Source organism: Formosa sp. S-31 (assembly GCF_051172795.1).
GTDB lineage: Bacteria > Bacteroidota > Bacteroidia > Flavobacteriales > Flavobacteriaceae > Formosa.
In genome coordinates this window covers 318,148-330,916 of record NZ_JAENDK010000008.1, presented here as the reverse complement: position 1 = coordinate 330,916, position 12,769 = coordinate 318,148, and the positions used below count along the sequence as shown (strand labels likewise).

Genomic DNA, 12,769 nt, shown 5'->3' with positions numbered 1-12,769 from the left:
ATTGTAAAGTAGCCTTGGTGTGCCGTATTTTTGCAGTCATTTTAAGTGTAAATTCAATAGTGTGGGAAGCAAAAATAAACTTAAGCGATTTAGAGAAAACGAATCTTTTGGAAATGTGTTTCAGCCAAGCAGAGATAATCTGGTAAATGAAACCTATGATTTAAAAGGCCATTGGAACGAAAAAGTGTTTAAAAATAACAATCCGCTGGTATTGGAACTGGGATGTGGTAAAGGTGAATATTCTGTAGGATTGGCTAAAAAGTTTCCTGACAAAAATTTTATAGGGATTGATATTAAAGGTGCCAGATTCTGGCGCGGTGCTAAAACTGCTGTAGAAGAAGGAATTTCTAATGTTGCTTTTTTACGTACCCAAATTGAATTAATAGAATACGCTTTTGCCAAAGGCGAAGTCGACGAAATCTGGATTACTTTTCCGGATCCTCAGATTAAATACAAGCGAACAAAACACAGAATGACTAATACTGAGTTTTTAAAGCGTTATAAAAATGTGTTGAAACCGGACGGCGTTGTAAATCTAAAAACCGATAGTGAATTTATGCATGGTTATACCTTAGGCTTACTGCATGGCGAGGGGCATGAGGTGTTGTATGCTAACCATAACGTGTACAAGCAGGAAGGTAGCCCTGAAGAAGTTACCGAAATACAGACATTTTACGAGTCTCAGTATCTTGAAATAGGTAAAGCGATAACCTTTATTCGTTTTAAAATAAAATAAGTTTGGGGATTACGCTGGTCTTTTTTTTAGGTTTAATAATTGCTCTTGTGGGGGTAATCCCTCCCGGGTTGTTAAATATGACTGCCGCAAAAATTAGCCTGAAAGAAGGGCATACCCGAGGTATCGTATTTTCTATAGGGGCCTGTGTGGTTGTTTTAATTCAAACATTTATCGCGGTAATTTTTGCCCGATATTTAACCAAACATCCCGATGTGGTAGATGTATTGCAGCGTGTTGCTTTGGTTATTTTTATTCTTATTTCAATTTATTTCTTTTTTGTCGCGAAGGGCGATGGAGACGTCACCAATAGAAAAGCTCCGGAAGTTCGAAGCAAAAAGAGTCGCTTTTTTCAGGGTATGCTCATGTCGGCACTTAATATGTTCCCGATTCCGTTTCAGGCGTATATGAGTGTAACTCTGGCGTCTTTTGGCTGGTTAACTTTCGAGCAGTCAGATATTATTGCTTATGTATTTGGTTCTGCAACAGGTTCTTTTGTTATGCTTTATGTGTATATGTTCTTTTTTGATAAGATTCAGGGGAAAACATTTACATCTCAGAAAAATATGAATCGGATTATCGGTTCCATTACGGCTATAGTGGCATTTGTAACTTTAATTCATGTTATAAAAGAAATGTAATGAAGCCTGAGACCCTGCAGTTTTTCGATAAAGTGTATGCTTTGGTAAGGCAGATCCCTTATGGCAGGGTAACCAGCTACGGTGCGATAGCAAAGGCTTTAGGAGCTCCTAGAAGTGCTCGCATTGTAGGGTATGCTATGAATGCTTCTCATAATATGGAGGATATACCAGCCCATCGCGTTGTAAACAGAAATGGCTTGCTTACCGGGAAATTTCATTTTGATGGTACAAACCTGATGCAGCAGCTTTTGGAAAGTGAAGGAGTAGCGGTCGAAAATAATCAGGTTCAGAAGTTTTCAGAGGTGTTCTGGAACCCTTCAGAAGCGCTTTAGTGTTAAAGATAATTTAAATTCTTCCAGATTATCTGTGTTCCCTTGCTCAGGGAGCATCATTTCAATATTAGTGCTTCAATTTCTAAACTATTCACACTATATTTGCGTATTAGAATTAATCTAAATAATAAATTTTTGACGACCTTATAAGAGGCTTATTTTTAAAGCCTTATTTTGGTATTGCCAGAGCTCGTCATAAATCATGAAAAGATAATGAAGATACAAAAAGAAGATGTTTTAAAGGCATTGCAAACAATTTCCGTTCCTGGTGAAGGACAAAATATGGTTGAGAGTGGTGCAGTTAAAAATGTAGTTGTGTTTGGTGATGAAGTGGTGGTAGATATTACCATTGCTAATCCTAGTTTACAGGCAAAAAAGAAGACCGAGGTCGATATATTAAAAACCATTCACGATTTAGTCTATGCTAAGGCTAAAATAAAAGTTAATGTAAAGGTTGATGCTCCGGTAACACCAAAGAATGAAATAAAAGGAAAGCCAATTCCGGGCATACAGAATATTATTGCCGTCGCTTCTGGTAAAGGAGGGGTAGGGAAATCTACAGTAACTTCGAATCTTGCGGTTACTCTGGCTAAAATGGGATTTAAAGTTGGTGTTTTAGACGCCGATATTTATGGTCCATCTGTGCCAATTATGTTCGATGTAGAGAATGAAAGACCCTTAGCTGTAAATGTTGATGGGAAATCTAAAATGAAACCTGTTGAAAATTATGGCGTAAAAGTACTTTCTATCGGGTTTTTTACGAAACCTGATCAAGCTGTGGTCTGGAGAGGACCAATGGCTGCCAAGGCTTTAAATCAGATGATTTTTGATGCCCATTGGGGAGAACTGGATTTCTTATTAATCGATTTGCCTCCCGGAACAGGAGATATTCATTTAAGCATAATGCAGTCTTTACCTATAACAGGAGCAGTGGTGGTTAGTACACCGCAAAATGTCGCTTTAGCCGATGCTAAAAAAGGTGTCGCTATGTTTCAACAGGACAGCATTAATGTACCGGTATTAGGTTTAATAGAAAACATGGCGTATTTTACTCCTGATGAATTGCCTGACAATAAATATTATATTTTTGGTAGAGAAGGTGCTAAAAATTTAGCAGAAGATTTAGATGTGCCGTTCTTAGGAGAATTGCCTATAGTACAAAGCATCAGAGAAGCTGGTGATGTAGGAAGACCTGCAGCATTACAAACAGCAACGCCTCTGGAAAAATCATTTGAAACCCTTACACAGGCTGTGGTTACAGAAGTTGTTAGAAGAAATGACAATTTACCACCAACCGAAGCCATTAAAATTACAACCATGGCTGGGTGTTCAGCCGTTAAAAAATAGCTTAAGGTTGCATTAGTTCAGTTGCAATAAAGCCTCAATACTATAGTTATGACTAGTGAAGAATTAAAATTAAATGTAGAGAAAGCCTTAGAAGAAATACGTCCTTTTTTAGAAAGCGATGGTGGTAATATTTCTCTTATTTCTATAGAAGATGATAAATTAGTACGTGTGCAGTTAGAAGGTGCATGTGTTGGTTGTAGCGTAAATCAAATGACGTTAAAGTCGGGGGTAGAAATGACCATTAAAAAATATGCTCCGCAAATAGAGCAAGTTATTAATGTAGAATAAGAAGTTTCTTTACTTCTTAAAAGTTAACGTATACATGATTAAAACAGATATCCTGATTATAGGAGCAGGTCCAACAGGCTTATTTACTGTATTTGAAGCTGGACTTTTAAAATTAAAATGTCACTTAATAGATGCACTGCCTCAAATTGGGGGACAGTGTTCAGAAATATATCCAAAGAAACCCATTTACGATATTCCGGGTTTTCCGGAAGTTTTAGCCGGCGATCTGACTAAAAATTTAATGGAGCAGTGTAAGCAGTTCGAACCTGGATTTACTTTAGGAGAACGTGCAGAAACTTTGGAGAAACAGGAAGATGGTACTTTTATAGTTACAACTAATAAAGGGACTAAACATCATGCTCCTGTAGTTGCAATTGCAGGAGGGCTGGGCAGCTTTGAGCCTAGAAAACCATTAATCAGTAATATTTCCTCGTTTGAAGATAAAGGGGTAGAATACTTTATAAAAGATCCAGAAATGTATCGCGATAAGCGTGTTGTAATTTCTGGTGGAGGAGATTCGGCTTTAGACTGGAGTATTTTTCTTGCAGATGTTGCTTCAGAAGTGACTTTAATTCACAGAAGAAATGAATTCCGTGGCGCCTTGGATTCTGTTGAAAAAGTGCAGGAATTAAAATCCAAAGGCAAGATTAATTTAGTGACTCCGGCAGAAGTTATTAATATCGTTGGAGATCATAAAGTAGAAGGTGTGGTTGTAGCGCAATCCAATCACATAGAAAAGGAATTTGTAATAGAAACAGATCACTTTATTCCTTTATTTGGGTTATCTCCAAAATTGGGGCCTATTGGAAACTGGGGGCTTGAAATAGAAAAAAATGCTATTAAAGTGAATAATGCACTGGATTATCAAACCAATATTCCTGGGGTATTCGCTATAGGAGATGTAAATACATATCCGGGGAAATTAAAGTTGATTTTATGTGGTTTTCATGAAGCAACCTTAATGTGTCAGGCGGCGTATCAGATTATCAATCCGGGAAAAAAATATGTGCTTAAATATACTACCGTAAGTGGTATCGATGGTTTTGATGGCACACGAAAAGAATCACCAAAAGCAGTTATTAAATCAATAGAATAAACCAACATGGAACAGGATGTTAATATAAAAATAATAGATAGAGAAGGTGTTGCTCACGACATTGTAGCGCCAACCGATATGGCAATGAATTTAATGGAAGTTGTACGCTCTTACGAGTTAGCTCCGGAGGGAACTATAGGCGTTTGTGGTGGTATGGCTATGTGTGCATCTTGTCAGTGTTATATTTTATCCGATCATGAATTACCGGAAATGCAGGATGACGAGGATGCTATGTTAGCTGAGGCATTTTATGTGAAAGAGAACAGCCGTCTTGGGTGTCAGATAGCTATTACTCCTGAACTTGAAGGGCTGGAAATAGAACTTGCTCCAGAAAGTTAATCGGTTTTATAATCTTCAAGGTTTTTCGGTCCTTCTAAAACCGACCTAACAATACGGATATAGCCATCGTCAGTGGTGGCTGTATCCCATTTTATTAAAGATATTTGCCCGTTTTCAATTTCTAGCCCTGTAATGGTGTGCGGGTGTACACAACTACCATCGTTAAAAAAAGCGACGTGTCCGGGTTCCGGAAATCTGGGACGATGGGTGTGACCAACAATGGTAATAAGGTTGTTGTTTTCCTTAATCCAGGTTTTAATTCTGCGTTCAATTCTGATCGTTTCCGTATAATTCTTGGCTGGACTCGTGGGATCTGAAATGCCCATAACATTTAATGGTTTCCAGAGAATTCTAACCATAAATCGGCTGAGTTTCCAAAACGTATAATTCCAGGAATCTGCCTGATGTCCGTGAGTTAAGAAAATTTCCTGAGCCGTATCTTTATTTTGAAGTACAATGCCTTCATGAAATTTTATATCCGGAAATAAAGGATTGTTTAATCCTGTAGTAGGTTCAAAATAGGTATAAAAATTACGCTTAACATAACCAGGATTTCTGCAAACCATATCGTGATTCCCCCAGATAAGATCTAATTTTTGTTTGTCGTGAAATTGTTTTATTAGCAGATAAACATTTTTATGGGCTTCAAAAACAGTTTTAAAAGTCAGGTTTTCCCATAATTCGTTGCCATCTCCCAATTCGCAATAGTGAAAATCGTGCTTGCAGTAATATTTCAGGGCGTGGTAATATAGGTTTCTGTTGTTAGCAAAATCATCGGCAAAACTATTGTCGCCACGGTGACAATCGCTGAAGAATATAAATTTTGATGTGCTGTCAAACGAAATGCGCTTGGCAGTTTTGTAAGCTTTATCCAGTCTTTTTCGTGATACAAACATAGTATAAATGTACATAAAAAAAACACCTTTAAAAGTCAAATAGAAAGACCTTTAAAGGTGCGAAGTTTATTATGCACTTCAAAAATTATTTAAAAGCATTAAGTCCGGTAATGTCTAGTCCGGTAATTAATAAATGGATGTCGTGTGTGCCTTCGTAAGTAATAACACTTTCCAGATTCATACTGTGCCGCATAATACTGTATTCGCCAGTAATGCCCATGCCTCCAAGAATTTGTCTGGCTTCGCGGGCAATATTTATAGCCATATCTACATTATTACGTTTAGCCATAGAAATTTGTGCAGAAGTGGCTCTGTTTTCATTCCGTAACACACCAAGTCGCCAGGTTAATAGCTGGGCTTTGGTTATTTCTGTAATCATTTCGGCCAGTTTCTTTTGCTGTAATTGAAATTGCCCAATGGGTTTGCCAAACTGCATACGTTCTTTACTATAGCGTAAAGCGGTATCGTAACAATCCATGGCCGCACCAATAGCTCCCCAGGCGATACCGTAACGGGCAGAGTCAAGGCAACCTAATGGAGCTCCTAATCCGGATTTATTAGGTAGCAGATTTTCTTTTGGGACTTTAACGTTATCAAAAATAAGCTCACCTGTAGCCGATGCTCTAAGTGACCATTTATTATGAGTTTCAGGGGTTGAAAAACCTTCCATGCCGCGTTCTACCAGTAATCCGTGAATTCGGCCTTCTTCGTTTTTGGCCCATACTACGGCTACCTGTGCAAAAGGCGCATTAGAAATCCACATTTTTGACCCGTTTAAAAGATAATGGTCACCTATATCTTTAAAGTTGGTTGCCATGCCTCCCGGGTTTGATCCGTGGTCAGGTTCAGTAAGCCCGAAGCAACCCATCCATTCCCCACTGGCTAATTTTGGAAGGTATTTTTGGCGTTGGACTTCATTGCCGTATTTCCAGATTGGATACATAACCAGAGAGGATTGTACAGATGCGGTACTGCGCACTCCTGAATCGCCTCGTTCTATCTCCTGCATAATTAGTCCGTAGGAAATCTGATCTAGTCCTGCTCCACCATATTCTTCGGGAATATAAGGTCCAAACGCTCCAATTTCTGCTAGTCCGCTAATAATTTGGGATGGAAATTCTGCCTTTTGGGCATAGTCTTCTATAATAGGAGAAATGGCACGTTTAACCCATTCTCGTGCTGCATCTCTAACCAGTTTGTGTTCTTCGGATAAAAGATCGTCTAAATTGTAGTAATCTGGAGCTTGAAATAGATCTGGTTTCATTACATAGTGAAATTAAAAGTTGAGGTTTATTGTGAAATCTTCAATTTAATCTCTCAAATTTAACGAATACAGTTTTAAAGCTTACATTTTTATATAGAAATCTTTTGTAAGATTGATGTAATCGGGAGTGTAATTATGGCGTCCGTTTTCAATAATAAGTTCAGAGGTGTTTACTGCTGTATTTTGAAATGAAAATGCTATTAAACTTCTTTTAATTTCAGTTTCAGGATTTCCTTTTATATGAAGTATTTCGTTGGCAAATAGTCCGGCATTATTAGCTAACTGCTTTACCTGTTCTTCTTCTTTAAATGGAATGATGAGACAGAGTTTTCCATCTTCTGCCAATAATTGTGATGCGCTTTTAATTAAATGATCAAACGGTAAGGCGTCTGAAAATCGGGCTAAATCGCGCTGAGTGCTTCCTGTTTTATAATCTTCAGAATAAAACGGGGGATTAGAAACGATAAGGTCGTATTTGTCTTCGATTTCTTCCACAAACTCTTCTAAAGAAGCATGGTAACAGAACAAGCGGTCTCCCCATGGCGAATTTTCAAAATTATCTACACACTGTTCGTAAGCCTCGTCATCGATTTCAATGGCATCTATTAATTCTGCGTGGCTACGTTGGGCCAGCATTAAGGCTATAACACCAGTACCGGCTCCGATGTCAAGAATAGAAAATGGTTGCTGGTTTATTTTACTCCAGGCGCCTAGAAGCACGGCATCGGTTCCAATTTTCATGGCGCAGCGGTCCTGATTTACAGTAAATTGTTTAAACTGGAATGGTTTCAAAATAAATTTCAAAATTTAAATTCCAAACTCCAAAAGGATTAGGATTTATTAATAATGGCAGAAAGTATTTTTTTTAATTCGTCTGCCTCGTTTAAAAGTGTGTTTAGATCGGTTTCTGAATGAGAATTAAAATCTTTCAAAAGTTTTAACCACAGTATAGATTCTTTAGCCTCTTTTCGAGCAATTTTAAGTCTGAATAAAAAATCCTTTTCACCCAGCTTTTCATTCGCTTCAATATAATTTGCAGCAATGGACCCTGATGATCTGATAAGCTGTTTTCCGTCTTCTGAGTTTGAGATTGTTTTGTTTAGACTATGAACAACGAGTCTACAATTTTTAGCAAATAAATATGTTCTTTGCTCTAAATCGTATACTTTTTGATTAGACATTTTTTGTTGATTTTTGGAATTTGATCAGTTGTAATTTAATTATAAATATAAATCTATTAACCCTTCAGGGGTTTCAACATAAATGGTCTTATTGGGTTTGTCTACCTTAGAAATAAATTCGTCATTCATCGGGATTAATATTTCTATACCGTCTCTGTCGATTTCAAAAAGAGCCTGAGCCGTGGAATCGTTAACGGATTTTACAATACCCACAGTACCGTAATTAAGGTCTTCTACAGTGAACCCTATAATTTCATGAAAATAGAATTTATTGCCTTCTAATTTTGGAAGGAATTCTAATGGCAAATACAGATCTGATTTTAATAAGGCTTCAGCATCAGCTTCAGAATCTACATCTTCAAATTTAATGCGTAATAATTCCGATTTGTGTAGTTGTGACGATTCGATAAAAAACGGCACTAAGTTATTTCTTAAATCTACAAATACAGAGTCTAAATCTTCAAATAATTCAGGTTCGTCGGTATCCAGTTTTACTAAGAGTTCGCCTTTAAAACTATATTTTTTAATAATCTTTCCAAGAAAGAAACAGTCGTCTTTTTTCATGATATTTTAAATAAAAAAACCTGACAACAAGTGTCAGGTTTAAAAGTATAAAAAAATAAATTTTTATTCTTCTTCGTTAGAAGTTTCTTCTGCTGTAGCTTCTGCGTTTGCAGCTTCTTCAGCAGCTTTAGCCTCTGCTTCAGCCTCAGCGGCAGCAGCAGCTCTTGCATCGTTTACAGCTTTTTCAGCTTCTAGAGCTTTAGCTTTAGCATCAGCTTGTGCTTTTGCTAAACCATCTGTTTTAGATGCAACTTTGTTTGCTTTTTCTTCTACCCAAGCGTTGAATTTTTCTTCTGCTTGTTCTTCAGTTAAAGCACCTTTTTTAACACCTCCGGCTAAGTGGTTTTTTAATAAAGCACCTTTGTAAGATAAAATCGCTTTCGCAGTATCTGTTGGTTGTGCTCCATTTTGTAACCATGTAACAGCGCCATCAACGTTTAAGTCGATAGTTGCAGGGTTAGTGTTTGGATTGTAGATACCTAATTTTTCTAAGTATTTACCATCTCTTTTTGCTCTTGCATCAGCAGCAACAATCCAGTAAAAAGGTTTTCCTTTTTTACCGTGTCTTTGTAATCTAATTTTTACAGGCATAATAATTAATTAATGAGGTTCTCGACCTCTGTTATTAATGAGGCTGCAAAGATACTATAAAATTTTAATTTTCAATGTATTAATTTAGGTGAAATGTTGTAATCAATTTGTTATATTTTTGAAGTTAGTTATATGTTTGAAATTTAGAGTTATGAAGCTAAAGTTATCCCTTTTTTTAGTTGTGGTTTTTTTTGTGGGTTGTGGCGATCAATTAGAGTTTAATAATCCGGCTCTGGAGGCGCGAAAAGATGACGTGTTGTGGAAATCTGAATCCAGAGAAGCTATAACAGGAACTAATATTTTAACCATTAAAGGGTATTTAGAGAATGAAACTATTACTTTGAAAATCCTTGTGCCTTACGAAGGGGTATATCCTTTAGGAGTCGAAAGTACAACTGTAGCGTATTTTAATGATGGAGAAACCGAATATTCCACAGCATTTAACCCGGTTGATGATCCTGAAACCGAGGAAAATGAAAGTTTAATATATCCTGCCGAAGGGGAAATTGTAATCGACGAAATTAATAGTTTACAGGGTTATGTGAGTGGCTCGTTCTGGTTTAGAGCTTATGATAATTTAGGAGAACAAGCCGTGAATTTTAGCCAAGGCGTATTCTATGAGGTTTCTACTCTGATAGATGAATAAGGTTAACGTTTTAAAGTGAAATGCCCTTTGTATTCCTTTCCGTTAGGAATTTTAATGTAGTACCAATAATCATCTGCGGGTAATTGTTCTCCATTAAAAGTGCCATCCCATCCATTAGATTCAAAAGGCTTGAATTGTTTTATTATTTTACCAAATCTGTTGAAAATAATGGTAGTAGTAGAAATGTCGCTTGTGACAGATTCTAATCCAAGTACGTTCCAGTAATCATGATAACCGTCGTTGTTGGGTGTGAAATATTTTGGAAAACTTAATATGGAAAAGTCTTGAGAAATGATATTACAGTTGCGTATATCTTTAACTTGTAAAGTGTGTTTGCCTGGAGGAAGGTTTGTGAAGTAAGGATTTCCTGAAAAACTATAGTATAAATCGGAAATTGAAAATTCATAGTGCTCTGGGTTGTGGTTCATTTTAACTTCCATGTTTGAACCATTAATTAGAATATTTGCAATTTCGGGAAATTGAATTTCATTTACAGTGACTTTAACCTCGATACTGCAATTAATGGTAGGGTCTGTTATAGTAACGTTGTATACACCGGGCTGAGTTACCATTATTGTATTCGTAGTGTCAGACGTATTCCATGAATAGTTATAGAGGGAAGATAGTGTAGACGATATTCCGGAATCAATAGCTACAGGGAATTCCGATTTGCAAATTGTAATATCATGATCGGAAATTGCAGGAAAAGATTTGGAAACTAAATCAATTACACCACTCCCAAAGCATTGATTGTTTTTTCGCGCTCGTATAAAAATAGAACTGTCTGATGTAGAATAAAAGTCGGGCAGGGGATTAGATCCAACAGCGGCATCAGTAAGAGAATTGTGTAAAGATATTGATATATTAGGGTCCCCTAAATCATTTAAAATAGTCGTTTTAATCAGACTTAAATCGAAATTACTTTCTCCATTGCGGTCAATATCGCAGCCCTCTAAGGTATAACGGTCTAGATTAGTGGATGGGGTTGCTGTTAATTTTATGGGAACTAAAGCATAACAATCTTGGTTTATTCCTGAAACTTTAGCTACTACAATTTCGTTTGGGGAGGTGTTTTTATAAATGGGGTTTAAATAGTTGATATTTAATGTGTCATTTTCGGCTTCTGTGACAGAATGATAAAAATTAGCATTTAAAAAATTAGAGGTGTTTGTTAAGAGGTTAGGTGTTGCCTCGTTTAGATTAAATGAGGCTATACCATCAGAGGGGTCATCGTCGTAAGCGTCACAAGTTTCTAAATTATAGGTTCCTGTAATAACATCTGGAATGTCGGAAATGGTAACTTGTTTAATTAGTGGGGTATAAGAAATACCGCTAATAGACATAGTTAATTTAACAGTATAAGTTCCGGGTGATGTATATTGGTGAGTTGTTGTTGGTGTATTGGTTGATGTGCTCCCGTCTCCGAAATCCCATATGGCAGAATCGTAAGGGTCTTCAGAAGTGATTGTAAATTCGGTAAAATCACCTAAACACGTGTATTTGTAATCAAATGTGTAAAGAAAAATAGATTGGACAAAAGGTGGTAACCCAATATAAGTGTTTTTGTTGTTTAGGGATACAGATTTATGTGAGTAATTGCATGCGGGACCTATTTCATTAGGGCTTTTAATAACAGATAGATTAGAAATGCTGATGTTATTATCGTAACCCGTTCTGTAAATCTTACCGTTAATGGCTAATTGTAAGGCGCCAGATGATAAATTAGATGAATTAATAGTTGTTTGAGAATTCTTAATGTCTGAACTTCCTAAATTGTATTGATAAAGTAATCCTTTTTTGAATATATCCCTGTCATTTTCTACTTCGTAAATAGCAGAAGTTATATATAATACTTTAGAGTTAGGGGAAAATTCTACTCCATAAGGGTATTCTCCATCTAGTAATAGTTTCTCGTTTGAAACTTTTCCATTAGCGTTGTTGAAATTATATAGCAATACTTTTCCAGATTTTTTTGTTCCACTTCTTATGCTACCCAAGGATGTTGAACTGTGAGCTATAGCAATATTTTTACCATTGGGAGAAACTTTAATATATCCAATAGCAGTTGGGTTTGTGCCAGGATTAGGACCAAAATCGAATAGCCGAGGATGTACTGTTTGCGGAACGGTAGAAATAACTGGGGTTAAATTAACTCCACTATAGTCAACTAAAAAGGCATAAAATTTATTTACAAATTGGGTTATAACCCAAATTCCATCTCCACTGGCATTTGTTACAGCTGTAATCTTTTCAGAAGATTTAAATTTTTTCTGAATGGAATCGCTATCTTCATAGGTAACAAGGTGTATATTTTTTGTGTTAACATCAATGTCACCATAACCATTGTTTAAACTCATGTCAACCTTAGAATAATTAATACCATAATATGGGGTTTCAGATGGTTTAGCTTCCTCGCTAGGTACATCAATAGTAAAAATGTAGTAAATATTTCTATTCGTGCCACTTGGTATTATAATGGCAGATTCGGTACTTGATATATGACCTAATAAATCATTTCCATTAGGCATTAATTGATGCCTTCTGTCCCAAACCCTAACACCATCGGAATAAAATAATAGATTTCCATTAGCATCTGAGATAGCAGAGCATCCTTCTTTTGTGTTAAGTTGACCATTTGTTAAAGGAGTAGGTGGTTCTGTATTAAAATTTAATCCGGCATGGTCCCCAAAAAACCAGAATGCAGATTCTTTTTGCGAGAACACGTTTAAAGAGTAAATAAAAATAATAAAAATGGAAATGATTTTAATGCTTTTCAAAAGTAAAAGGGGTGTTAGGAATACGTTTTTAGCGGCTCTAAATGTAATGAATATTGATAAATAGTAATAAGGGA

General features: G+C 36.4%; 15 protein-coding genes. 8 read left to right on the top strand and 7 right to left on the bottom strand.

The genetic code is table 11. The features are described 5' to 3' along the window. Window positions 1-61: 61 nt before the first annotated feature. From trmB to I3217_RS11020, 7 genes are all read left to right on the top strand, one after another. Complete coding sequence (gene trmB / locus I3217_RS11050) at window positions 62-736, top strand: tRNA (guanosine(46)-N7)-methyltransferase TrmB (RefSeq protein WP_435049815.1); 675 nt, start codon at window positions 62-64, stop codon at window positions 734-736. A 47-nt stretch (window positions 737-783) separates the two neighbouring features. Beyond that, window positions 784-1,374, top strand: a complete 591-nt coding sequence (locus I3217_RS11045; protein WP_435050307.1) for a LysE family transporter — start codon at window positions 784-786, stop codon at window positions 1,372-1,374. Beyond that, complete coding sequence (locus tag I3217_RS11040; RefSeq protein ID WP_435049814.1) at window positions 1,374-1,706, top strand: MGMT family protein; 333 nt, start codon at window positions 1,374-1,376, stop codon at window positions 1,704-1,706. The genes I3217_RS11045 and I3217_RS11040 overlap by 1 nt, the downstream gene beginning before the upstream one ends. 213 nt (window positions 1,707-1,919) lie before the next feature. Then, window positions 1,920-3,053, top strand: coding sequence for an Mrp/NBP35 family ATP-binding protein (locus I3217_RS11035; protein WP_435049813.1), 1,134 nt, complete (start codon window positions 1,920-1,922; stop codon window positions 3,051-3,053). A gap of 48 nt (window positions 3,054-3,101) precedes the next feature. Next, window positions 3,102-3,341 (top strand): NifU family protein, encoded by a 240-nt coding sequence (locus I3217_RS11030; protein WP_435049812.1) that lies wholly within the window; start codon window positions 3,102-3,104, stop codon window positions 3,339-3,341. A 34-nt stretch (window positions 3,342-3,375) separates the two neighbouring features. Then, window positions 3,376-4,437, top strand: a complete 1,062-nt coding sequence (locus I3217_RS11025; RefSeq protein WP_435049811.1) for an NAD(P)/FAD-dependent oxidoreductase — start codon at window positions 3,376-3,378, stop codon at window positions 4,435-4,437. A 6-nt stretch (window positions 4,438-4,443) separates the two neighbouring features. After that, the gene (locus I3217_RS11020) at window positions 4,444-4,776 is read left to right on the top strand and encodes a ferredoxin (protein ID WP_435049810.1); all 333 of its coding nucleotides are present in this window, start codon (window positions 4,444-4,446) and stop codon (window positions 4,774-4,776) included. Here I3217_RS11020 and I3217_RS11015 read toward each other — a convergent pair. The 6 genes from I3217_RS11015 to I3217_RS10990 form a co-directional block, all read right to left on the bottom strand. Beyond that, complete coding sequence (locus tag I3217_RS11015; protein ID WP_435049809.1) at window positions 4,773-5,672, bottom strand: serine/threonine protein phosphatase; 900 nt, start codon at window positions 5,670-5,672, stop codon at window positions 4,773-4,775. The two genes, I3217_RS11020 and I3217_RS11015, sit on opposite strands and share 4 nt — an antisense overlap. A gap of 85 nt (window positions 5,673-5,757) precedes the next feature. Continuing rightward, window positions 5,758-6,936: an acyl-CoA dehydrogenase family protein gene (locus I3217_RS11010; RefSeq protein ID WP_435049808.1), complete on the bottom strand. Its 1,179-nt coding sequence runs from the start codon at window positions 6,934-6,936 to the stop codon at window positions 5,758-5,760. Between the two features lie 81 nt (window positions 6,937-7,017). Further along, window positions 7,018-7,731 (bottom strand): tRNA1(Val) (adenine(37)-N6)-methyltransferase, encoded by a 714-nt coding sequence (locus I3217_RS11005; RefSeq protein WP_435050306.1) that lies wholly within the window; start codon window positions 7,729-7,731, stop codon window positions 7,018-7,020. 35 nt (window positions 7,732-7,766) lie between these two features. Beyond that, window positions 7,767-8,117, bottom strand: coding sequence for a four helix bundle protein (locus tag I3217_RS11000; RefSeq protein WP_435049807.1), 351 nt, complete (start codon window positions 8,115-8,117; stop codon window positions 7,767-7,769). 39 nt (window positions 8,118-8,156) lie between these two features. Next, window positions 8,157-8,681 (bottom strand): ribosome maturation factor RimM, encoded by a 525-nt coding sequence (gene rimM / locus I3217_RS10995; RefSeq protein WP_435049806.1) that lies wholly within the window; start codon window positions 8,679-8,681, stop codon window positions 8,157-8,159. Window positions 8,682-8,744: 63 nt separating this feature from the next. Further along, window positions 8,745-9,272, bottom strand: coding sequence for a 30S ribosomal protein S16 (locus I3217_RS10990; RefSeq protein ID WP_435049805.1), 528 nt, complete (start codon window positions 9,270-9,272; stop codon window positions 8,745-8,747). Window positions 9,273-9,423: 151 nt separating this feature from the next. On the opposite strand from I3217_RS10990, the gene I3217_RS10985 reads away from it, so the two are divergent. Beyond that, window positions 9,424-9,918 carry a DUF6252 family protein gene (locus I3217_RS10985; protein WP_435049804.1) on the top strand — a complete coding sequence of 165 codons (495 nt, stop codon included), beginning with the start codon at window positions 9,424-9,426 and terminating at the stop codon, window positions 9,916-9,918. Window positions 9,919-9,920: 2 nt separating this feature from the next. On the opposite strand, the gene I3217_RS10980 is transcribed toward I3217_RS10985, so the two are convergent. Continuing rightward, window positions 9,921-12,695: a T9SS type B sorting domain-containing protein gene (locus I3217_RS10980; protein ID WP_435049803.1), complete on the bottom strand. Its 2,775-nt coding sequence runs from the start codon at window positions 12,693-12,695 to the stop codon at window positions 9,921-9,923. Between the last annotated feature and the right edge of the window lie 74 nt (window positions 12,696-12,769).